Source organism: Rhodococcus sp. BH5 (assembly GCF_027583855.1).
Taxonomy (GTDB): Bacteria; Actinomycetota; Actinomycetes; order Mycobacteriales; family Mycobacteriaceae; genus Rhodococcus_F; species Rhodococcus_F qingshengii.
In genome coordinates, this window is sequence record NZ_JAJHVW010000005.1 from 378,606 (window position 1) to 399,259 (window position 20,654).

Below are 20,654 nucleotides of genomic sequence, written 5' to 3' on the forward strand. Positions count from 1 at the left end.
ATTGCGCGTTGATTCGATATCTGTCAATATCGAAGAATGTCGAATCAAGAGCTGCCGGACTCCGAGGCTTGCTGCACCCCGCTCGTTCGTGAACCGTTGACCGAGGATTGGGCCGGCGACTTGTCTCGGATGTTCAAGGCCCTCGGCGATCCGGTTCGTCTCCGCTTGCTCAGCTTGGTGGCAAGTCACGAGGGTGGTGAAGCCTGCGTCTGCGACATCTCCGACTCGTTCGACTTGTCTCAGCCGACTATCTCGCATCACCTGAAGGTGTTGCGCCAGGCCGGGCTGCTCGATTGTGAACGACGCGGGACCTGGGTGTACTACTGGGTTATTCCGGCTGCGCTGCAACAGCTTTCCGCCGTTCTGCTGGTAGAAGGTGCGAGCGTGAGTGCCGTGGACGCTTGCGCTGAGGTCACCGCATGAGCAACACCGCTGCCACCACCGAACACCCCGAAGTCGTCGGAAAACTCTCCACCCTCGACCGCTATCTGGCGGTCTGGATCGGCGTGGCCATGGTCGTCGGCCTGCTGGTTGGACGCTGGATCCCCGGTGTGAACACTGCCCTGGACAAGGTGCAGATCGACGGCATCTCGCTACCGATCGCCCTCGGTCTGCTGATCATGATGTACCCGGTCCTGGCGAAGGTCCGCTACGACCGCCTCGACACAGTCACCGGGGACAAGAAACTCCTCGCCGGCTCCCTGTTCCTGAACTGGGTTCTCGGCCCGGCGCTGATGTTCGCCCTCGCCTGGCTGTTTCTTCCTGACCTGCCGGAATACCGAACCGGTTTGATCATCGTCGGTCTCGCTCGCTGCATCGCGATGGTGATCATCTGGAACGACCTGGCCTGCGGAGACCGCGAAGCCGCCGCGGTGCTGGTCGCCATCAATTCGGTGTTCCAGGTGATCATGTTCGCCGTGCTCGGTTGGTTCTACCTCTCGGTCCTGCCCGGGTGGCTCGGCCTCGAACAGACCACCATCGACACCTCGCCCTGGCAGATTGCGAAATCGGTCCTGATCTTCCTCGGTATCCCGCTGCTGGCAGGTTTTCTGTCCCGCTTCTTCGGCGAACGCGCCAAAGGCCGCGACTGGTACGACAACAAGTTCATCCCCAAGGTCAGCCCCTGGGCGCTCTACGGTCTGCTGTTCACCATCGTCGTGCTCTTCTCGATGCAGGGCGAACAGATCACCTCCCAGCCTTGGGATGTCGTCCGGATCGCGCTGCCCTTGCTCGCGTACTTCGCGCTCATGTGGGGCGGAGGCTACATCCTCGGCGCCGCAATCGGATTGGGCTATGAACGCACCACGACCCTGGCGTTCACCGCCGCGGGCAACAACTTCGAACTCGCGATCGCGGTAGCCATCGCCACCTACGGCGCCACCTCGGGGCAAGCTCTTGCCGGTGTCGTCGGCCCGCTGATCGAGGTACCGGTGCTCGTCGGGCTGGTCTATGTCTCCCTTGCTCTACGCAAACGCTTTGCAGTCGAAGAGGTTTCATCCAGTCGAGAAAGAGCGAGGTCATGAGCAAACCATCGGTGTTGTTCGTCTGCGTCCACAATGCCGGTCGATCTCAGATGGCCGCGGGATTCCTGAGCCATCTCGCAGGCGACGCCATCGAGGTCCGTTCCGCCGGATCCGCACCCGCCGAGACCGTCAATTCGGCAGCGGTCGAGGCGATGGCAGAGCGCGGTATCGACATCTCAGCGCAGTCTCCGAAGATCCTCACTGTCGACGCCGTCCAGGATTCGGATGTCGTCATCACCATGGGCTGCGGCGACACGTGCCCGATCTTCCCCGGCAAGAGTTACCGAGACTGGGTTCTCGACGACCCGGCCGGACAGGGCCTTGAAGCAGTTCGCCCGATCCGTGACGAAATCGAGCGGCGCGTTCAAGCCTTGATCGCTGAACTCACCACTGCCGCGAAGTCTTCCTGACCGATCGGGGACTCGACAGGATCATTCGCCCGCGGGCTCGATGTGTTCGGCACCGAGGACGGAGAGTCGGTATTCCTGTGCGTCCTGCTCGGTTTCGAAATCTTTCTCTTCGAGGAGATTCCGGTCGGCGTCGAGGTATCGGTAAGTAGTCATTCCCCCACCGTGTCACTGATGAACGATTCGTGCTCGGATACCGGTTCGATTTCGTCTACGGCTATTTGAATCAGCCTTCCGTAGCGCCGGATCAGATCCTCCGACGACAGTGAATCCTCACCGAGGAGTTCGAGCGTCCGCATGCCGGTGGCCAGTCCGAGCAGCAGTGAGACGACGATCTGGCTGCGTACCAAACCGGGCTCCGTGTCGCCGATGCGGCGCGCGATCCCGTGAACGTATCGTTGCTTGATCTCGGCCCGAGCGGCGGCCGGATCTGGCGCCTCGTGAACGTGTACTGCGAGCATTGCCCACGGATCGGTTTCATCGGATTCTCTACGAGCGACAAGTTTCTCGACCAGTTGACAGCCGATGTCTCCGGTGGCGTCGGCATTCGGATCCTCGTCCGTCGGAGGTGCGGACGGGATCGCAGCCGAGTACAGCCGAGCTTTGCTGCCGTAGATCTTCATGACCAGGGCAGGGGAGTAGCCGGCTGCGACCGCGATGTCCTTGATGGTCGTCGATGCGTAACCGCGTTCCGCGAACAAGGCTTTCGCTGCTGTGAGGATGCTGGCTTCGCCGCTGCTCATGTCGCTCGCCTCCGCCTCGATACCCGATCGCCATGCGTTCGGTTGCTCGTACTGGCGTTCATACTGTCGTCAACGGCTCGGCATCGACGGGTACGTCGAAGTCGACGACGGTGGACTGCGCGATGACCGCTATCTGACGAGCCAATGTGCCGTGTCCGCTCTCGGTCAGCGCGGTCAGGATGTACCGGCCGGATGTGGGAAGTGCGATTCCGTAGTGCCCGGTTCCGTCGGTGACCGTGGATGCGACGAATTCGCCGGTCGGTTTCGTGAGTGTGACGACGGTTCCCGAGGTTGTTCGGCCGCCGACTCCGACCTTGCCGGAGATGGTGAGGCGGTCACCGAGTTCGACGGTGTGCGTCGATTGCGCGCTGTCGAAGCTGATTACCTGTGATCTCGGGGACCAACCGTCGGCACTCGTCACTACCAAGTACCGTCCGGGCCGGGGTAGTGCGAGGGAGAAGTTGCCCTCGTTGTCGGCGCGACTCCAGTCGATCGGTCGCCCCTCCATGTCCATCACGGTGACAACGGCCTGCCGGATCGGTCGGCTGTCGGCCCGGACCACACGACCGGCAACCACAATTTCCGTTTCGGACACGGCGGCGTCGGGAAGCTCGAACCCTTCCGGGGTCACCGGGCGAAGTGCCGCTTCCGGTTTTGCGCCGCGGCGAGGAATGAACGCAGCGGCAGCGGCAGCAGCCACGGCGGCGAGGGCGGCCAGCCAGAAGATGTTCTTGAAGGCGTCGATCGACGGAAGGCCCTCGCCCGGCCCGGACGGGATGACCATCGAAGTGAGCATGGCGGCAACCACCGCGCTGGACGTGGAAGTACCGACTGAGCGGAGCAGCGAATTGAGGCCGTTTGCCGACGCGGTTTCGGTGATCGGAACCGATCGCATGATCAGCATCGGCATCGCGGAGTAGGCGATTGCGGTTCCGATGCTGACCACCGCCGCGCTGATGATGATCAGTGCTATCGAACCGGTCAGGAACACTCGCGCGATGTAGGCGAGCGCGAGCACCGTGCCGCCGACGATCAGGGTGATCTTGGCTCCGAATCGCTTCGTGATGTTCGCGGAGACGGGCGCGAAGAAGACCATCGCGAGGCCTGCCGGAATCATGCACAGTCCGGCCGCCATCACGCCCAGTTCGAAGCCGTAGCCGGAGATCTTCGGCATCTGAAGTTGTTGGGTGGTGGAGAGGTTGTTCGCGTACATCGAGAAGCCGACGAGGATCGAGGCGACGTTGGTCAGCAGAACAGGCCGCTTGGCCGACGTTCGAAGATCGACCATCGGCTGGGTGACGCGGAGTTCGTAAGGGAACCACAATGCGAGAGTCACGATTCCGATGACGAACATCAGCAATGTCAGTTCGCTCGTCCACCCCCAACTGGCGCCCTTGGAGATGGCGAGGAGGATCGCCGTGAGTGCTGTCGAGAGCATGACCGCGCCCAGGAAGTCGAATTTGCCGCGGGTACGAACACTCGATTCCGGGACGACGACGGCTACCGCGATGATCAGCAGGACGCCCACGATCGCCGAGAGCCAGAAGATGGCGGGCCAGCCCAGATGCTCGAAGATCAACCCGGACAGCGGGAGCCCGAGTGCGCTGCCGATTCCGAGAGTGGCACTCATCAACGCTGTTGCCGACGCCACCTTCTCCTTGGGCAGTTCGTCGCGCATGATGCTGATTCCGACGGGGATCATCGAGATCGCGAAGCCCTGGAGACCACGTCCGATCAGCAGGGCGACAAAGTTGCCGCCGATCGCCGCGACCAGTGATCCGACCACGATCATCGTCATCGAGATCAGCATCATGCGTCGTTTTCCGAACATGTCTGCCAGGCGGGAGACGATCGGAGTGGCGACGGCACTCGTGAGGAGCGTGACGGTGACGAGCCAGGAGGCGTCGTCAGCGCTGACGCCGAGGATCTTCGGGAAATCGGGCAACAACGGAATGACCATCGTTTGTTGCAGCGCGACCACGGTGCCGGAAAGACAGAGAATTGCGGTAATGAGCCGACTTGAACGGCGAGTGGTCGGAGACGAGTGCAATGCCAAGAGACGGTCCTTCACGCGGCGATGGTGAACGGGAATTCACCCATGAGTGAACCACTGTTCACCGGTCGGTGTCACCTTCGGTGAATATGCGATTTCTCACGACGGCAACTCGCCCCGGGGTTTCCGAGTCGGCATGGCGGGAACAACGTCAGTGGTTGGTCTGCGCCTGCGCGAGCGGGCAGCGAGGAGGAGTGATGCATGCCGAAGTGGGTGACCGTCTCCACGTCCAGGGGCGCGTGGTGGGGCAGGCGGAGGTAACTGCCGAGGTTCTCGAGGTGCACGGCGAGGACGGCGGTCCTCCGTATCTGGTCAGGTACGACAACGGCCACGAGGCGTTGGTGTTTCCCGGTAGCGACGGCTGGATAGATCACCCCGGAAAAGGCTCCTGAGCTGCACGATTCTTTCCATGCATGGTCGTTGCATCGAATGCGGCTAAAGTGTGCGCAATGGAGGGCAGACGCCAGTACCACTCCCGCGTGCGTGAAGCTTCCGCGCAGCGAACGCGTGAACTCATTCGTGATGCGGCGACGGCCTTGTTTGTTCGAGACGGGTATGTCAAAGCCACCGTCAAGCAGATTGCCGCCTCGGCCGGCGTCGCCGATCGGACGGTGTTCACAGCCTTCCCCGGCGGGAAACTCGAGATCTTCGAAGCGGCCCTCGCTGCGGCGCTCGATGCCGAAGAGGTTCCACTCGGCGCGCCGAACCTGGCCTCGGACCCCGATGACGTTCGCCGGATCGTCTCCCAGATCGTGGCTCAGGGCATCGGACTGCTCGAACGTGCCGGCGCTCTGATGATGGTCGCGGTCGAATCCTCGGGTGCGGATGCCGACATGCGTCGACTATCCGAGGAGTCGTCGGATCAGTCGGCCGTCAATGCGATGTCGATAGCCGAGGGTCTCTCCGAGCATGGCTTGTTGAGGCCTGAGATTTCGCTCGAGAAAGCCGCGGGCATACTTGCCGCTTTCGTCTCGCCTCAGCTTCATCAGCAATTGCGTCGGGTCAGTGGATGGGACGTCGATGCGTACCGAGGATGGCTCGAGTTCAACATTCGCCAGAATCTAATGTACTAATTGGTCTGTTTTCGTTAGCATGGCGAGGGTTTTTTATTCTCGGGAGGAATCGCCAGCGTGCCCTATGCCTTGTTCGGCCTCATCACGATGTTGCTGTGGATTTTCTGCATCGTCGACGCCATCACGAGAGATGACGCCTACATCCAGTACCTACCCAAGGTCGTCTGGATTCTGATCATCATCTTCCTTCCTACTTTGGGATCGGTTCTGTGGCTGGTGGTCGGGCGCGGACAGAACGCGCCCCGCGGTTACGTCGGCCCAACCGGTTACGGCGAATACGAGCGCCCGGGACGTGCCGTTGCGCAGGATCCGGCGGCGGACGAAGCCTTCTTGCGTCAGTGCCGCGAGCGGGCGGAAGAGCAGCGTCGAATTGCCAAGCAGCAGCGCCGCGACGGCGACGCTGATCGGATGTGAGTTATCGGTAGGCCGTGAGTCGGTCCAACACGAGCCGAAGCGGCGGCCACGACGATCGGCCGCGACGCGTCACCGCATAGGCAGTGAGGATGACGGGCGGATCGACGAGTGGTTCGACGCGCACGCCTTCGCGAGTCTTGCGTTCGAGCGGCATCAGCCCCACGCCGTAACCACTGAGGATCAAGAGTTCGACCAAGTCGAGACTGTCGATCTGGTGAGTGATCCGAGGGGTGAACCCGGCCAGCGACGCGAGGGTTCGCACAGCGCGCTCGTCTGCCGTGTTGCGTGAGTTCACTATCCATGACGTGTCGGCGAAGGCGCGGAGATCGATTCCGGATTCTGTGGACTTGTCGGGAGCTTTGGCGTCGTCGGGAACACACAGTCCCCATGGCGTCGACCAGAGCGGAATTGCTTCGAGTAGTGGGCTCGGCGACGCGGGGGCAAGGTTGTAGTCGTACGTCAGTGCGAGGTCTAGATCGTCGCGTTCGAGGAGTGCAAAAGCCTCGACGGGTTCGTATTCGTAGATCATCACGTCCACCTGCGGGTGACTGCGTTGCAGGCTTCGAGCGACGGGGAGCATCGCGGTTCTGATCGCAGTTGCGAATCCGCCGACTCGCAGGGTCCCCACCGGTTCCGCGTCCGGATCGAGGTCCAGGCGAGCTGCATCGACGGCTGCCAGGATGGTGACGGCATGATCGGCCAGTCGTTGACCGGCCGGCGTCAGCCGCACCCGGCGACCGTCGGGCTCGATCAGTGCGGTACCGGTCTCCGCGGTCAAGGCCGCGAGTTGTTGGGACACTGTCGACGTCGTGAGGTTGTGCGCTTCGGCGACCGCACGCATCGAACCCAAGCGGGAGAGTTCGAGGAGGAGATGGAGTCGACGGGTTTCCATCCTTCGATCATTCACTAATCGTGAACATAATGTAGGTCAAAATCGCGTGGACACGAACGGTTGGCCTCCCGTTCAATTCAGCTATGGATACGAAAGCGCGGGCCGGAGTGGGCCTGGCTGTTTTGGCGATGTTGTGCGTGCAGCTCGGGCTCGCCGTGTCGGTGGGCCTGATCGATCAGCTCGGCGCAGACGGAGCGGCGTGGCTACGACTCGCTTGGGCAGGCATCATTCTTCTGATCATCGTCAGGCCCCGCCCTTCGGCGTTCACTCGCAAGGCGTTTCTGGCTTGCGTGGTTCTGGGTGTGGTCACCGCAGGCATGACGCTCCTGTTCATGGCAGCGGTGGAGCGCCTTCCGCTGGGGACAGCAAGCGCATTGGAATTCTTGGGTCCGCTGACGGTTGCTTTGCTCCGGGGGCGTGGCCGCGTTCTGTGGCCGGTTCTGGCAGGCGTGGGCGTCGTGCTTCTCACCGAACCGTGGGCCGGGACAGTCGATCTGGTCGGTGTGGCGTACGCACTCGGTGCGGCGCTCTGCTGGGCGATGTACATACTGCTCACCCAGCGCGTCGGCGACGAGGTTGCCGGTATCAACGGGCTGGCGGTGTCGATGGCGGTAGCCGGGTTGGCCGCGACAATTGCCGTAGGCCACTCGGCTATCGGGCGGCTGACTCCGCATCTGATTCTCGTGGGCCTCGGACTCGCGATCTTGCTGCCCGTCGTGCCGTTCGTTCTGGAGATGGTCTCGTTGCGAAGGCTGTCCACGGCGGCGTTCGGCACGCTGATGAGTCTCGAGCCTGCTTTCGCGCAGCTTATCGGTCTGGTTGTGCTGCAACAGGTTCCGAGTGTTCTGGCCGTGGCAGGTATCGCGTGCGTCGTCGTCGCAGGGATCGGCGCGGCCCGCGGTGGTGCTCGAGGTGGCGCCCGGAAGCCGACTGAGCCACCCTCCGATTCCGAGCGAACGTACCTTTCGGCGCCTTCATGAGACCGAGAGTGCCGTTCGCTCAGGTCGCGTTCGCTCAGTGCGAGTGCGCCGCGGCGATTGCTCCGTCGAACACGTCGGCGACCTCGCCGAGGGAATCGAGAATCGGCTGACCGGATCGTTCGACGCGAGCCCGCACCAGCGAGCCCTCGAGCGCGGACACTGCCAGGACGGCAAGCCGTTCCGCTCGCGCACGTCCGACCCCGGACGCGATCAGTGTGTCGCGCAGTAGCGAAGTCCACTGTCGATACACCGCCTGTCCGGCGGCTGTCACGCTCTCCGAATCGGGGGCAAGTTCCAACAACACCGTCGTGATCGGCGAGCCTTCGTGGAAATCCGAATCGCTCACCCATCCGGCGAGCAACCGCGCGTACTCGCGCAGCAGCGACCCGGCGTCCGATTGGCTGTCGGCGAGTTCGGTCAGGGTGTCGGTGACCAACTGCCCGCCGACGCGGACGACCTCTTCGCCGATCTGCTCTTTGCCGCCGGGAAAGTAGTGGTAGAGCGAACCTTTCGGCGCCCCGCTCGACTTGAGGATCTCGTTGAGGCCCGTTGCCGCATACCCCTGGCGGCGAAACAGATCGGCCGCAGCTCGTACGAGTGCTTCGCGGTGTTTCGGGGGAGTCGCCACGAGTTGGAGCTTAAACACCCCAGCGATCCACCACAATCTATGTAGACTGGTCTACATGGGAAATTCTGAAATGCTCGAACAGTTGCGCGCGGTCAACGCCTCGGCGGCCTTCAACCGGTGGGCCGGATTCGAAGTCACGGAGGCCGAACCGGGTCGCGTTTGTCTGCGGCTCGAATGGCGTGAGGATCTGGGCCAGTACTCGGGACACCTGCACGCTGCGCTTGTGGCGGGACTCGTCGACACCGCGTGCGGATTTGCTGCTTTCACCCAGGTAGGTGTCGTGGCGGCGTCCAACTGCGCGGTCAATTTCGTGAGTCCGGGCGTCGGAACCGCATTTGTCGCTACGGCGCGCTCGGTCAAGGCCGGGCGCAAGCAGGTGTTCGTCACTGCCGAGGTACATGCCGAACGCGAAGGCGAATCGGTGCTCGTCGCGTTCGGCACCACCCTGTTGGTTCCACTCGCCCCTAAGGCCTAGGCAAGACAGAGCTGAAGGTCACGGAACGAGGATGAACTTTCCCGCGGGGTGCGAACTCTGCAACTCGGTGTGAGCGAGTGCCACGTCCGCTAGCGGGAAGGTCTTGGCGATCTTCACGATGAGGTGTCCGGAACCGGCTTGTTCGACAAGTTCGGATCGTGCCTTCAAACGCGCTTCCGCACTTGCCGGATTGCCTCCGCCGACGGAAGCGAAGCCGTCGGTCTGGGCGCGTCCGAACGCGACGATGGTGACGATGCGACTCTTGTCGGTGACCAAAGCCAGAGATGCATCGACGGCTTCGTCCGTTCCGGCGGTGTCGAACGCCGCATCGACGCCGTTCGGCGCGAGTTCACGGACACGCGCTTCGAGGCCGTGGCCGTAGAGCACAGGCGTGGCGCCGAGCGAGCGCACGTAATCCTGATTCGAGGCTCCCGCAGTGCCGATCACCGTAGCTCCGCGACCAACTGCCAGCTGAACAGCGATCGCGCCGACGCCGCCGGACGCGCCGTGGATGAGAACGGTGTCGCCGGAACCGACCCGAATGGTGTCGAGGGCGTCGACTGCAGTTCCGCCGACCAGAAGGAGGCCGGCTGCCTGTTCCCAGCTGATGCCTGCGGGCTTCGCGGTGACAGAGGAGACCGGCACGACTACTTGTTCGGAGTAGAGGCCGTTGCCGGGGCTGACGATCACTTCGTCGCCGACGTTCACATTTGTGACGCCGTCGCCGACAGCCGAGACGACGCCCGCTGCCTCGCCGCCGAGGCGGATGGGAAGTTTCTCGGGGTCGGTGCCGAAAGCGCCGCTGTAGAGCTTGAAGTCGAAGGGATTGACGCCGATCGCCTTCACGTCGACCAGGACTTCACCTGATTTCGGTGCCGGTAAATCGACGTCCACCAGCTTCAGGACCTCGGGCGTGCCGTACGTCTGCGCTACAACAGTTTTGGTCATGTCTCGCGCAACCGTCCTCGGGGAAACGATATTCCCCGAGGACGGGAAAAACTCGAGAAGATTCGATCAGCGGATCAGGGTGCCCAGATCGAGCGGCATCGCGATGCCGGTGATGTGATGGGCCTCGTCGGAACCGAGGAACGCGACGGCGGCGGCGATGTCCTCCGGCTGGCTGACCGGGTCGGGCAAGGTCTGCATGAAGATCGGACCGAGTGTGTGGGCGTTGGCGTCGATGAGCGGCCGCATGTCCGTCATCTGCATTCCGGTTTCCACGCCGTGTGGGTGGATGGTGTTGACCCGAATGTTGTACTGCCCCAACTCCGAGGCCATCGTCTTGGCCAGACCGGTGATGCCGTGTTTGCTCGCGACGTAATGGCCGAGGAAGGGGAGGCCGCGCAGGCCGGCGACGGAGCTGGTGAAGATGATCGAGCCACCGGTGCCTTGCTTGATCAGGTGCGGGATCGCTGCCTTGGCGGTGTGGAAGACGCCGGTCAGGTTGACGTCGAGCGTTTCCTGCCACTGCTCGGGCGTGATTTCCCAGGACATGTTGGCAGAACAGATTCCGGCGTTCGCGACGACGACGTCAAGTCGCCCCAATTCGTCGATGCCGGCCGCGAGCGCCGCGGACAGCGCAGAGAAGTCGCGAACGTCGGTCTTGGTAGCGACAATTCGACGGTCCAGGGCCTTGACCATTTCGACTGTCTCGGCCAGGTCGTCGTCGGTGGCGCCGGCATACGAGGTGGATTCGAATTGAACACACGCGTCGACGGCGATGATGTCTGCGCCCTCTTCTGCCAGCCGGACAGCTTCGGCGCGCCCCTGACCACGGGCGGCTCCGGTGATGAAGGCAACTTTTCCGGTGAATCGACTGGCGGCCATGCTCAAACCTCCGACTAGTGGTGATGATCTGCTCTTCGGAAGTTAGCGCGACGAAGTTCTTTTCGGGGGTGAATGCCCAGTCAGCGGAAACCGCTCAGCGCACCCTGGTCAACAGGGCACATGGCCCGGCAGCGAAGATGTCCCGCGCATCCGAAGACAAGACGGGTTGTCCGCTCAGTGCGTCGACCCATTCGCCATCTGGCAGGTCCACTCGCGTATCTCTCCAACCGTGCGACGAGAGTCTGAGCGAATGTCGCGTCGCCAGAGCAACGACCATAGGCGGATCACCTGCCGGGCCGCGCGAGAAGCCGACCAGATGACCGGATCCGGAACCTGAAGCGAAGACCGGCCGGTACTCACCGTGATCGAACCACGAGGGGTTCTCCCGCCGCAGTGTCAGTGCCGTGCGAACGAGGTGCAACTTTGCGGTTCCTGTTGCGTCGATCGGCGCGGCGCCGGAATCGAGCAGTGATCGCCTCGTTCCGTAGTCGACAAGCCGCCGGTTGTCCGGATCGACCAACGAGTCCTCCCACAGCTCAGTGCCCTGGTAGACGTCGGGAACGCCGGGCCCGAGAAGTTGGAGCAGCTTTTGGCCCAGAGAGTCCGACCAGCCGTGACGCGCGATCCGGCCGACGAATTCGCTGACCGAATCACCGACCGGGCCGTCGATCACCTCGTCGATCCAGCGGTGCACTGCCGACTCGAAGTCGACGTCCGGATCGTTCCAGGAAGTTCTGGCGCCGGACTCGCGGACGGCTTTCTCCGCATAGGCGTGCAAACGCTCGCGCAGCTCTGGAACCGAGGCTGCCGAGCGGCCGTCCGCCGGCCACACACCGATGATGTTCTGCCACAAGAACAATCCGGTAAGCGGATCAGGGCTGGGGCACACGTCTTCCCACTCGCGAATCAGCCGGGCCCACAGCGTCGGCACCTGAGACACAACACCGATCCGTGCCCGCACGTCCTCGCCGCGTTTGGTGTCGTGAGTGGACAGACTCGTCATCGCGCGCGGCCACCGCTTCGCTCGGTCCGCGTTGTGGAGATGGAATTCGGCGACGGAGACGGCAAGCGATGCCGGGTTGCCGCCGACTTCCTGACGTGAGACCAGGCGCGCCGTCCGATAGAAGAGTCGATCTTCGACGGACTTGGCCATGACAGCGCCACACACCTGCTGGAAGCGAACTGAGGCTTCACCGCTGTTCACCAGGGATTGCGCCAACACGTTGAACGATGGTTCATGTCCGGGAGCCAATTCGTGCATGTCGCCGACGATCCGAGCGGCCAAACCGGCGAGGGGACTGTAGTCGGATCGGTACACCGGCATCCGAGCGATCGCGACGACAACTGCGTCGTTCAGTTCGGTCTCACTGCAACGACTTCCGGTTTCGCGTCGGATTGCACGTACGAGCCTGCGAACCTCCGGTGCCAGGTCACCGCGCCCGGTGTCGCGTTTGAACTGACGTTCGGTGTGATGCAACCACGTACTGTCCCCGTCGTCGCCGGTCAGATCTGCCGAGAGTTCGGTCAATTCGAGTTCGGCGGCGGGATCGACGAAAATGCCGCCCAGCTGATTGAGGGCGTCGTATCCGGTGGTGCCGTCGATCGGGAGCATCGGATCGAGTGGTTCCGTATGGCCGAGGATCTTTTCGATCACGAGCCACTGATCTGGTCCGATCAGTTCTCGCAGGCGCCCGAGATATTCCGCCGGATTCGCGAGTCCGTCCGGATGATCGATGCGAACGCCGTCGATCAGTCCTTCGTCGACCCACGACTTCACTTGCCGATGGCAGAGTTCGAAGACTTGGGGGTCCTCCTGGCGCAGCGCAGCGAGTTCGTTGACGGAAAAGAACCGTCGGTAGTTGACGATCCCGGCGTTCCACGGTACGAGTCGGTACGACTGCCTGGAGTGCACCTCCTGTGGAGATCCGAATTCAGTACCGGCAGCGATGGGGAAGCGGTGCTCGTAGAACGCGAGAAGTGTTTCCTCGCCATCTTTCTCGACAGTCAGTGCGTCGAGATCGTCCGGGCTGCCCAGTACCGGGAGTGAGAGTTTGCCGTCGGCGCCGTTGGCTCCGTTGTCCTCGGCCCAATCGATGTCGAAGAAATGCGCGTACTCCGACGACTGCCCGTGCGTGAGAACGTCCCACCACCAAGCATTTTCGCGAGGTTTGGCGACACCGACATGGTTGGGGACCAGATCGACGATCAGGCCCATCCCACGTGATCGAACGGCGCGCGAGAGCTCCACCAGGGCCTCGCGGCCACCAAGTCCTTCGGACACGGTTGTCGGATCGGTGACGTCGTAGCCGTGCGTCGATCCGGACGTTGCCGTGAGGATGGGGGAGAGATAGAGATGTGAGACCCCCAATGCCTCGAAGTAGTCCACCTGTGCGGCCGCATCACGAAGAGTGAATGCATCCGGTCGCAACTGCAGTCGGTAGGTGCTGGTTATCGGGGCCATGTGCACGTCTCCCTCAAGCGGTTCTGCGAAGTACCGTCAATGCTCGCGCTTTTACATCCAATGTTGTTCCGGCTTTGATCACGGTATCGCTCTCACCGGTGGGGACCGAGGTGTCGAGTACGACGGTCCACTCCGACGCGTAGTCCGCGTTGGGGGTGGAGAATTCGAGATCTTCGTAGTGGGCGTTGAAGCAGAGAAGGAACGAATCTCCGGTGACGCGCTCGCCACGGTAGTTCGGTTCCGGGATCGCGTCACCGTTGAGAAAGACAGCCAACGACTTGCCGAAACCGCTGTCCCAGTCGGCCGGAGTCATCTCTTCGCCAGACGGCGTGAGCCAGGCGATGTCGCGACTCTGATCGCCGCTTCGAATAGGTCGCCCCTCGAAGAATCGACGACGCCGGAAGACCGGGTTCTTGGCGCGCAAGGCAATTGCGCGCTTGGTGAACTCGACGAGGTCGGCGTTGGTTTCCGCGAGAGTCCAATCCATCCATGACAGTTCCGAATCCTGGCAGTAAACGTTGTTGTTACCCTGCTGAGTTCGGCCCATCTCGTCGCCGTGAGCAAGCATCGGGGTGCCCTGGCTGAGCATCAGCGTAGCCAGTATGTTCCGGCTCTGACGGCCACGCAGTTCGAGGATTTCCGGGTCGTCGGTGGGGCCTTCGACCCCGCAGTTCCACGATCGGTTGTGCGATTCGCCGTCGTTGTTGTTCTCGCCGTTGGCTTCGTTGTGCTTCTCGTTGTACGAGACTAGGTCGTGGAGGGTGAAACCGTCGTGAGCGATGACGAAGTTGATGCTCGCGCCAGGGCGACGTCCGGTGGCCTCGTAGAGATCAGAGGATCCGGTGAGACGGGAGGCGAACTCCCCCAGCGTTGCCGGCTCACCACGCCAGTAGTCGCGGACGGTGTCGCGGTATTTGCCGTTCCATTCGGTCCACAGGCCGGGGAAGTTGCCGACCTGGTAACCGCCTTCGCCGACGTCCCACGGTTCGGCGATCAGCTTCACCTGACTGACGATCGGATCCTGTTGCACGAGATCGAAGAAGGCCGAAAGGCGGTCCACGTCGTGCAGTTCACGGGCGAGTGTCGAGGCGAGGTCGAAGCGGAAACCGTCGACGTGCATCTCCGTGACCCAGTACCGCAGAGAGTCCATGATCAATTGCAGCGTATGCGGATGACGGGCGTTGAGGCTGTTGCCCGTTCCGGTGTAGTCCATGTAGTGCTCTTCGTCGCCGTCGACCAGGCGGTAGTAGGCGGCATTGTCGATACCGCGGAAGCTGATGGTCGGCCCCATGTGATTGCCCTCGGCGGTGTGGTTGTAGACCACGTCGAGGATCACTTCGATACCCGCCTGGTGGAAGCTGCGCACCATGGCTTTGAATTCCGCTACGGCCGCATCGGGTTTCGTGGCCGAGGAGTAGTCGGTGTGTGGAGCGAGAAAGCCGAAGGTGTTGTAACCCCAGTAGTTTCGCAGACCTTGGTCGAGAAGCACCTGATCGTGCATGAACTGGTGGACCGGCATCAGTTCGATCGCCGTGACACCCAGATCGGTGAGGTGCTCGATGATCACCGGATGAGCGAGCCCCGCGTACGTGCCGCGCAATTCCTCCGGAACTCCGGGATGCGTCGCGGTCATACCCTTGACGTGCGCTTCGTAGATGACCGTCTCGTGATACGGACGCTTCGGCGAGTGGTCGGACGCCCAATCGAAGAACGGGTTGATGACGACGGTCGACATCGTATGGCCGAGCGAATCATGTTGGGGGAAAGGGATGGTGGCGGGTTCGTCGACGAGTGGTTCCGGCTCGAAGGGTTCGGGCTCGAGGATCTCGTCCGATTCCTGATCGCCCGTGGGCGAGTCGTCTTCGAGGCCCACCTCGTCCGATTCGGCTTCCGAACTCGTTTCGTCGGTAGCCTCTTGCGGCCCCACGGCGGGAGATTCGTCGTCTCCTGAAGGTTCGGGGTCCGCCGCCGATTCGACGTCGTACGAGAACAGCGAACGGTCTCCGTCGAAGTCTCCGTCGAACGCTTTTCCGTATGGGTCCAGCAGGAGTTTGCTCGGATCGCATCGCAGACCTGCAGCCGGATCGTACGGCCCGTGTACGCGGTAGCCGTATCGCTGGCCGGGGGATACCGACGGAAGGTACGCATGCCAGACGTAACCGTCGACCTCGTCCATCCGAATGCGGGTTTCGGTTCCGTCCTTGGCGATCAGGCACAGCTCGACGGCCTCGGCGACCTCGGAGAAGAGCGAGAAATTGGTCCCAGCGCCGTCGTAGGTGGCACCGAGTGGGTACGCACTGCCAGGCCATACCGGGATGGGAGTGGCTGAGGTCTCGCTCGGCGGTTGATCCATGAATCAGACCCTATCGGGTGCAGCCGATCGAATCTCGTCGACTGTCTACGGTGCCGATCACCGTTTCGCCTGGCTGCGGGCGGTTGCAAGCATTCCGGCTGTGATCTGTTCCACCTCTGCCTCCGAACACAGGTACGGAGGCATCGCGTATACGAGGTTGCGGAACGGCCGGAGCCAGACGCCGGCGTCGACGGCTGCATCGGTCGCGCTCTGCATGTCGACCGGCTGTTCGAGTTCGATCACTCCGATTCCGCCTTTGACGCGGACGTCGACGACCCCGGGAATTGTGACGGCTTCGGCGAGGCCTCGAGCGAGGCCACGTTCGAGGGTTGCGACGTCACGCCGCCAGTCCATCGCAAGCAGAAGTTCGGTCGACGCCACCGCGACGGCGCACGCGAGTGGATTGCCCATGAAGGTGGGGCCGTGCATCAGCCCGCCGCCCTCACCGGCAGTGATGGTCTCCGCGATCTCCGTGGTGCACAGCGTTGCCGCCAGACTCATGTACCCGCCGGTCAGTGCCTTGCCGACGCACATGACGTCGGGACTGACGCCGGCGTGATCGGCGGCGAACAATTCTCCGGTGCGTCCGAATCCGGTCGCGATCTCGTCGAAGACCAGGAGGACTTGGTACTTGTCGCAGAGGTTACGCAGGTCGATCAGGTACGCGGGATCGTGGAAACGCATTCCGCCGGCGCCTTGGACCACCGGTTCCACGATCACCGCTGCGAGGTCCTCGTGATGCTCGGCCAAGAGCGATTCCAACTCCTGCACGTATTCGGGGAGATAGCCCGCCGGGGGAGCCTGCGCGAAGACCTGAGGGCGCAGGACGTCGGTCCAGAGAGAATGCATGCCGCCGTCGGGATCGCAGACGCTCATGGGGGTGAAGGTGTCACCGTGGTATCCGCCGCGCCAGGTCATCAAACGATTCTTCGACGGCTTTCCGAGGCTCCGCCAGTACTGCAGGCACATCTTCACTGCGACTTCGACCGCCACCGAACCGGAGTCGGAGAGGAACACCTTGTCGAGGTGAGGTGGTGTGATGTCGACGAGCAGTCGCCCGAGGCGAGCGGCGGGTTCGTGCGTCAGTCCGCCGAACATGACATGGCTCATTTTGCCGAGCTGCCGTGCGGCGGCGGTGTCGAGCACGGGATTGCGGTAGCCGTGAATGGCGGCCCACCACGAGCTCATCCCGTCGACCAATCGGCGGCCGTCGGAGAGCGTCAGGGTAGCCCCCTGCGCAGAGTCGACGATCAGCGGACGAGTCGACGCGGGAAACGATCCGTACGGATGCCAGAGGACATCGGCATCGATGGCGGAGACGTCATGGGGATCAAGTCCGGTTGTGAGCACGGATGCACCCTAACCATTGAGTTGAACGGTGTTCAAGTATGGTCGGAAAAGTGAACACCTCGCTGAATTGGCTGACGGCCGTCGAAGCGGACCGCAGGGCCGCTGGACTGCGTCGCGAACTCCGTCCTCGCACGGTCGACTCCCCGTTGATCGACCTGGCGTCGAACGATTACCTCGGACTCGTGCGGCACCCCGATGTGATCGAGGGTGCCGCGGCGGCTCTGCGCCGTTGGGGCGCGGGCGCCACGGGCTCTCGTCTGGTCACCGGCACCACCACCGAACACGAACTGCTCGAAGTCGAACTGGCCGAGTTCGTCGGGGCGGACTCCGGACTTGTCTTCTCCTCCGGTTACACAGCCAATCTCGGCGCGGTGACGGCGCTCTCGGGTCCAGGGTCGTTGATCGTCTCCGATGCGGGATCGCATGCCTCGCTGGTGGATGCCTGCCGCCTGTCACGTGCTCGGGTCGCCGTTGCTCCGCATTCGGACGTGGGCTTTCTCGCCGACACGTTGCGCAGCAGAGTGGAAGAGCGAGCGCTGGTCGTCACCGATTCGGTCTTCAGTGCCGACGGAGACCTCGCGCCACTGCGGCAGATGCATCAGGTGTGCCGCGAGTACGGGGCGATCCTGTTGGTCGACGAGGCGCATGGCATCGGTGTGCGCGGTGCCGGTGGACGTGGACTCGTCCACGAGTCGGGCCTGGCCGGTGAACCCGACGTCGTCGTGACGGCAACACTGTCCAAGTCGCTCGCCAGCCAGGGCGGAGTTGTGCTCGGTGACAACAAGATCCGCGCGCATCTCATCGACGCGGCAAGAACGTTCATCTTCGACACCGGTCTCGCACCGGCCGCCGTAGGCGCGGCCAGGGCTGCACTCGCCGTACTCCAGCGTGAGCCGACGCGAGCGCTCGACGTCCTGGCCCGGGCATCCGAGTTGGCGGACGTCACCGGTGCTCCGTCGCCTGAATCTGCTGTCGTCTCAGTCGTTCTCGGTGATCCGCAGCGGGCGTTCGATGCCGCGTCGGCGTGCCGGGATCAGGGGTTGCATGTCGGTTGCTTCCGCCCGCCGTCGGTTCCGGAAGGAACGTCACGGCTGCGTCTGACCGCACGAGCGACGCTGTCCGCATCCGAGATGGAGCAGATCGCTCTCGTACTGCGCGAAGTATTGGCCGGAGCCCGAGCATGAGCATTTTCCTGGTGACCGGAACGTCGACCGACGTCGGAAAAACAGTGGTGACAGCCGCATTGGCATCGGTGGCCTTGCAGTCGGGAAAGTCGGTTGCAGTGCTCAAACCGGCCCAGACCGGCGTCGACGTGGACGGTGCGGGTGATCTGGCCGAGATCGAGCGTCTGACCGGCGGCGGCGTGACGCTGGTCGAGTTGGCGCGGTATCCCGAACCTTTGGCGCCGGATACTGCTGCCCGTCGAAGTGGTCTGCCGTTGTTGGCGCTCGACGAAGTAGTCCGAGTTGCTCGCGACCTGGACACCACCCACGACTTGACCCTGATCGAAGGCGCCGGCGGCTTGCTGGTCCGCTTGGGCGTCGACGGGTTCACCGCTCGCGATCTTGCCGCGGCTCTGGCAGTGCCAGTGGTGCTGGTGGTTGCGTCCGGCCTGGGCACGCTCAACCACACCGCACTGACCGTGGAAGCCCTACGTGCATCCGGCGTGGACTGCGCCGGGTTGGTGATCGGTTCGTGGCCGCAGGAACCGGACCTCGCCGAGAGATGCAATCGCGAGGATCTGGTTTCAGTCAGCGGTGTTCCCCTTCTCGGGGTAATGCCTGCCGGAAGTGGAGGCGCGAGTGTCCGAGAGTTTGCTCGCACCGCTTCGATCACGCTCGGTGAACTTCATTTGACCAACTGACGACGTAACATCCGATTTGTCCGCATCGATAGCCAAGGCACAGTGGGGCGCCTTGGGTTTCGACGTCCCTCGCGTACGATTCCGGTCGGTATATTTCGACGGGTGTCTTGCGGCGACCCTGCATCCGGGGCGCCTTGGTCACCGACAGTGGTTGTCGAATTGTGAGTAGGTCAGTCGAATGTAGGTGGTGAGCACGGTCGAAAAGTCGTTGTCGTCATCGGCCGTACGTCGCGCACTGCTTATCGGCGTAGTCGTCTTCGTCTCGTGCCTGGTCGGAATTCTGAGCCGTCTGCCGGGCACGCTTGCAGTCTTCTGGCCGGCGAACGCGCTGCTACTCGGGATCCTCTTTCGGTCGCCGCGTTCCGCCACACTGCTCACCTGGATCTGCGTCGTAGTCGGTTATGTCGGAGCCGACCTGATCACCGGTGGGGCATGGGAGTCCACGGTGTGGCTCAACGCGGCCAACATCGTCGGGGTTGCGAGCGGCTTCTACGCCTTTCGCTGGGTCGACAGTGAGGACCGTCGACTGACCAGTATTCAGTCCGTCGGATATCTCGTGTCGATGACTGTCGCCGCCGCGTCGATGGCGGCGCTCGTGGGCGGAATCGCGAACCGCGTGCTGTTCGGCGGGCAGTGGTGGGACGGCTGGTTGCTCTGGTTCTCGAGTGAGTTCGTCAACTACATGACCATCGTCCCCTTGGTGCTGACATTCCCTTCGCTTCGACGAGTGGATCGAGAACCGAAAGCTGTTGCCACGCTTGTGCGTCGATCAGTCGTTCCGACGGCGCTGCTGGCCGTCTGCATCATCTTGGAGTGGGTGATAGGCGGTGCCGGAGCGATCGCGTTTGCCATGCCGGCGCTGGTGACTGCAGCCTTGCTCACCAATGTATTTGTCACGTCGGTGCTCACCGCTGTGTCAACTGCCTGGACGTTGGTACTGACGGCCGACGGCCATCTCGGATTGTCCAGCGAGGGCGTCTCGCCGGTCAGCGCGTCGGTCCAGATCGGATTGTCGCTGCTGGCGGTAGCGCCGATCGCGGTGGCCTGCGTGATCCTCGAGCGTCGCCGCGCGCTCGAGGCACTCACCCAGGCCGTCACCCACGACGATCTCACCGGTGCGTTGCGCCGGGACGAATTCTTGCGGCGAGGCGGCAGCGTGACGGGTGCGACCGATCCGCGTCGCCACTCTGGACGTCCGGTCAGCGTCCTGATGATGGATCTGGATCACTTCAAGATGGTGAACGACAACCTCGGTCATCGTGCCGGCGATACGGCGTTGGTGAGTTTTGCCGATCAGGTGCGGCGGCACCTCGATGACAAGCATCTCTTCGCCCGATTGGGCGGCGAGGAGTTCGTCGTACTGATGGCCGGTGTCGATCTCGAGGGTGCGACCGAAACAGCCGAGATGATTCGACGCGCGCAAGCGGAGAATTCGTCGGCAGTATTGGGTGAATTCGGGCCGACGGTCAGCATCGGTGTCGCGTGTTCACCCCACGGCGACGCAGACCTGACGCAATTGGTCGATTGCGCTGACGAGGCGTTGTATCGAGCGAAGAAGTTGGACCGCAATCGAACCGTGGCGCTCACGGTCGGTAGCTGAAGAAATACGTG

At 62.9% G+C, this 20,654-nt stretch carries 21 protein-coding genes; 11 read left to right on the top strand and 10 right to left on the bottom strand.

What is annotated here, in order from left to right; genetic code table 11:
* Positions 1–36 precede the first annotated feature (36 nt).
* The 3 genes from RhoBH5_RS15850 to RhoBH5_RS15860 are packed head-to-tail and all read left to right on the top strand — an operon-like array spanning position 37 to position 1,933.
* The gene (locus tag RhoBH5_RS15850; protein ID WP_047270115.1) at positions 37–423 is read left to right on the top strand and encodes an ArsR/SmtB family transcription factor; all 387 of its coding nucleotides are present in this window, start codon (positions 37–39) and stop codon (positions 421–423) included.
* Positions 420–1,523 carry an ACR3 family arsenite efflux transporter gene (gene arsB / locus RhoBH5_RS15855; protein WP_208690524.1) on the top strand — a complete coding sequence of 368 codons (1,104 nt, stop codon included), beginning with the start codon at positions 420–422 and terminating at the stop codon, positions 1,521–1,523. Before RhoBH5_RS15850 ends, arsB begins: the two co-directional genes overlap by 4 nt.
* Positions 1,520–1,933 (top strand): arsenate reductase ArsC, encoded by a 414-nt coding sequence (locus tag RhoBH5_RS15860; RefSeq protein ID WP_003941758.1) that lies wholly within the window; start codon positions 1,520–1,522, stop codon positions 1,931–1,933. Before arsB ends, RhoBH5_RS15860 begins: the two co-directional genes overlap by 4 nt.
* A gap of 21 nt (positions 1,934–1,954) precedes the next feature.
* Here RhoBH5_RS15860 and RhoBH5_RS15865 read toward each other — a convergent pair whose 3' ends face one another.
* From RhoBH5_RS15865 to RhoBH5_RS15875, 3 genes are read right to left on the bottom strand one after another with little or no spacing between them, the layout of a single operon-like run.
* Positions 1,955–2,086, bottom strand: a complete 132-nt coding sequence (locus RhoBH5_RS15865) for a hypothetical protein (RefSeq protein ID WP_007733137.1) — start codon at positions 2,084–2,086, stop codon at positions 1,955–1,957.
* Entirely contained in the window at positions 2,083–2,673 is a 591-nt protein-coding gene (locus RhoBH5_RS15870) for a TetR/AcrR family transcriptional regulator (RefSeq protein WP_270008501.1), read from the bottom strand. Before RhoBH5_RS15870 ends, RhoBH5_RS15865 begins: the two co-directional genes overlap by 4 nt.
* 58 nt (positions 2,674–2,731) lie before the next feature.
* Positions 2,732–4,744 (bottom strand): MFS transporter, encoded by a 2,013-nt coding sequence (locus tag RhoBH5_RS15875; protein WP_270008502.1) that lies wholly within the window; start codon positions 4,742–4,744, stop codon positions 2,732–2,734.
* Between the two features lie 179 nt (positions 4,745–4,923).
* Between RhoBH5_RS15875 and RhoBH5_RS15880 the strand changes: the two genes are divergently transcribed.
* The 3 genes from RhoBH5_RS15880 to RhoBH5_RS15890 are packed head-to-tail and all read left to right on the top strand — an operon-like array spanning position 4,924 to position 6,213.
* Positions 4,924–5,118: a DUF1918 domain-containing protein gene (locus RhoBH5_RS15880; protein ID WP_003941743.1), complete on the top strand. Its 195-nt coding sequence runs from the start codon at positions 4,924–4,926 to the stop codon at positions 5,116–5,118.
* 57 nt (positions 5,119–5,175) lie between these two features.
* Positions 5,176–5,799: a TetR/AcrR family transcriptional regulator gene (locus tag RhoBH5_RS15885; protein ID WP_050655320.1), complete on the top strand. Its 624-nt coding sequence runs from the start codon at positions 5,176–5,178 to the stop codon at positions 5,797–5,799.
* 57 nt (positions 5,800–5,856) lie between these two features.
* Positions 5,857–6,213 carry a PLD nuclease N-terminal domain-containing protein gene (locus RhoBH5_RS15890; protein WP_003941757.1) on the top strand — a complete coding sequence of 119 codons (357 nt, stop codon included), beginning with the start codon at positions 5,857–5,859 and terminating at the stop codon, positions 6,211–6,213.
* A gap of 1 nt (position 6,214) precedes the next feature.
* Here the strand turns inward: RhoBH5_RS15890 and RhoBH5_RS15895 are convergent, their stop codons facing one another.
* Entirely contained in the window at positions 6,215–7,105 is an 891-nt protein-coding gene (locus tag RhoBH5_RS15895) for a LysR family transcriptional regulator (RefSeq protein WP_042921818.1), read from the bottom strand.
* A gap of 83 nt (positions 7,106–7,188) precedes the next feature.
* On the opposite strand from RhoBH5_RS15895, the gene RhoBH5_RS15900 reads away from it, so the two are divergent.
* Complete coding sequence (locus RhoBH5_RS15900) at positions 7,189–8,085, top strand: EamA family transporter (RefSeq protein ID WP_042921816.1); 897 nt, start codon at positions 7,189–7,191, stop codon at positions 8,083–8,085.
* A 34-nt stretch (positions 8,086–8,119) separates the two neighbouring features.
* Here the strand turns inward: RhoBH5_RS15900 and RhoBH5_RS15905 are convergent, their stop codons facing one another.
* Positions 8,120–8,713 (bottom strand): TetR/AcrR family transcriptional regulator, encoded by a 594-nt coding sequence (locus RhoBH5_RS15905; RefSeq protein ID WP_003941729.1) that lies wholly within the window; start codon positions 8,711–8,713, stop codon positions 8,120–8,122.
* Positions 8,714–8,768: 55 nt separating this feature from the next.
* On the opposite strand from RhoBH5_RS15905, the gene RhoBH5_RS15910 reads away from it, so the two are divergent.
* Positions 8,769–9,188 (top strand): PaaI family thioesterase, encoded by a 420-nt coding sequence (locus RhoBH5_RS15910; RefSeq protein WP_230587613.1) that lies wholly within the window; start codon positions 8,769–8,771, stop codon positions 9,186–9,188.
* A gap of 18 nt (positions 9,189–9,206) precedes the next feature.
* Here RhoBH5_RS15910 and RhoBH5_RS15915 read toward each other — a convergent pair whose 3' ends face one another.
* The 5 genes from RhoBH5_RS15915 to RhoBH5_RS15935 form a co-directional block, all read right to left on the bottom strand.
* Positions 9,207–10,136, bottom strand: coding sequence for an NADP-dependent oxidoreductase (locus RhoBH5_RS15915; RefSeq protein WP_047270119.1), 930 nt, complete (start codon positions 10,134–10,136; stop codon positions 9,207–9,209).
* Between the two features lie 66 nt (positions 10,137–10,202).
* Complete coding sequence (locus RhoBH5_RS15920; protein ID WP_047270120.1) at positions 10,203–11,015, bottom strand: mycofactocin-coupled SDR family oxidoreductase; 813 nt, start codon at positions 11,013–11,015, stop codon at positions 10,203–10,205.
* A 94-nt stretch (positions 11,016–11,109) separates the two neighbouring features.
* Entirely contained in the window at positions 11,110–13,476 is a 2,367-nt protein-coding gene (gene treY, locus RhoBH5_RS15925) for a malto-oligosyltrehalose synthase (RefSeq protein WP_270008503.1), read from the bottom strand.
* Between the two features lie 13 nt (positions 13,477–13,489).
* Positions 13,490–15,829: a glycogen debranching protein GlgX gene (glgX, locus tag RhoBH5_RS15930; protein ID WP_030537109.1), complete on the bottom strand. Its 2,340-nt coding sequence runs from the start codon at positions 15,827–15,829 to the stop codon at positions 13,490–13,492.
* 57 nt (positions 15,830–15,886) lie between these two features.
* Positions 15,887–17,179 (bottom strand): adenosylmethionine--8-amino-7-oxononanoate transaminase, encoded by a 1,293-nt coding sequence (locus RhoBH5_RS15935; protein ID WP_030537108.1) that lies wholly within the window; start codon positions 17,177–17,179, stop codon positions 15,887–15,889.
* Positions 17,180–17,217: 38 nt separating this feature from the next.
* Here RhoBH5_RS15935 and RhoBH5_RS15940 point away from each other — a divergent pair, with 38 nt between their 5' ends.
* The 3 genes from RhoBH5_RS15940 to RhoBH5_RS15950 all read left to right on the top strand — a co-directional run bounded on the left by RhoBH5_RS15940 (position 17,218) and on the right by RhoBH5_RS15950 (position 20,643).
* Positions 17,218–18,363, top strand: coding sequence for an 8-amino-7-oxononanoate synthase (locus RhoBH5_RS15940; RefSeq protein WP_007733119.1), 1,146 nt, complete (start codon positions 17,218–17,220; stop codon positions 18,361–18,363).
* Positions 18,360–19,043 carry a dethiobiotin synthase gene (bioD, locus tag RhoBH5_RS15945; RefSeq protein ID WP_007733117.1) on the top strand — a complete coding sequence of 228 codons (684 nt, stop codon included), beginning with the start codon at positions 18,360–18,362 and terminating at the stop codon, positions 19,041–19,043. Before RhoBH5_RS15940 ends, bioD begins: the two co-directional genes overlap by 4 nt.
* A 187-nt stretch (positions 19,044–19,230) precedes the next feature.
* Positions 19,231–20,643, top strand: a complete 1,413-nt coding sequence (locus tag RhoBH5_RS15950) for a GGDEF domain-containing protein (protein WP_231915827.1) — start codon at positions 19,231–19,233, stop codon at positions 20,641–20,643.
* Positions 20,644–20,654: the final 11 nt, after the last annotated feature.

Excerpts from the sequence above, each read along its gene's own strand:
- RhoBH5_RS15885 (WP_050655320.1), top strand. The coding sequence starts at position 5,176 with ATGGAGGGCAGACGCCAGTACCACTCCCGCGTGCGTGAAGCTTCCGCG.
- glgX (WP_030537109.1), bottom strand. The coding sequence starts at position 15,829 with ATGGATCAACCGCCGAGCGAGACCTCAGCCACTCCCATCCCGGTATGG.
- RhoBH5_RS15895 (WP_042921818.1), bottom strand. The coding sequence starts at position 7,105 with ATGGAAACCCGTCGACTCCATCTCCTCCTCGAACTCTCCCGCTTGGGT.
- RhoBH5_RS15900 (WP_042921816.1), top strand. The coding sequence starts at position 7,189 with ATGGATACGAAAGCGCGGGCCGGAGTGGGCCTGGCTGTTTTGGCGATG.
- RhoBH5_RS15870 (WP_270008501.1), bottom strand. The coding sequence starts at position 2,673 with ATGAGCAGCGGCGAAGCCAGCATCCTCACAGCAGCGAAAGCCTTGTTC.
- RhoBH5_RS15910 (WP_230587613.1), top strand. The coding sequence starts at position 8,769 with ATGGGAAATTCTGAAATGCTCGAACAGTTGCGCGCGGTCAACGCCTCG.
- bioD (WP_007733117.1), top strand. The coding sequence starts at position 18,360 with ATGAGCATTTTCCTGGTGACCGGAACGTCGACCGACGTCGGAAAAACA.
- treY (WP_270008503.1), bottom strand. The coding sequence starts at position 13,476 with ATGGCCCCGATAACCAGCACCTACCGACTGCAGTTGCGACCGGATGCA.
- arsB (WP_208690524.1), top strand. The coding sequence starts at position 420 with ATGAGCAACACCGCTGCCACCACCGAACACCCCGAAGTCGTCGGAAAA.
- RhoBH5_RS15915 (WP_047270119.1), bottom strand. The coding sequence starts at position 10,136 with ATGACCAAAACTGTTGTAGCGCAGACGTACGGCACGCCCGAGGTCCTG.
- RhoBH5_RS15850 (WP_047270115.1), top strand. The coding sequence starts at position 37 with ATGTCGAATCAAGAGCTGCCGGACTCCGAGGCTTGCTGCACCCCGCTC.
- RhoBH5_RS15860 (WP_003941758.1), top strand. The coding sequence starts at position 1,520 with ATGAGCAAACCATCGGTGTTGTTCGTCTGCGTCCACAATGCCGGTCGA.
- RhoBH5_RS15880 (WP_003941743.1), top strand. The coding sequence starts at position 4,924 with ATGCATGCCGAAGTGGGTGACCGTCTCCACGTCCAGGGGCGCGTGGTG.
- RhoBH5_RS15940 (WP_007733119.1), top strand. The coding sequence starts at position 17,218 with ATGGTCGGAAAAGTGAACACCTCGCTGAATTGGCTGACGGCCGTCGAA.
- RhoBH5_RS15920 (WP_047270120.1), bottom strand. The coding sequence starts at position 11,015 with ATGGCCGCCAGTCGATTCACCGGAAAAGTTGCCTTCATCACCGGAGCC.
- RhoBH5_RS15865 (WP_007733137.1), bottom strand. The coding sequence starts at position 2,086 with ATGACTACTTACCGATACCTCGACGCCGACCGGAATCTCCTCGAAGAG.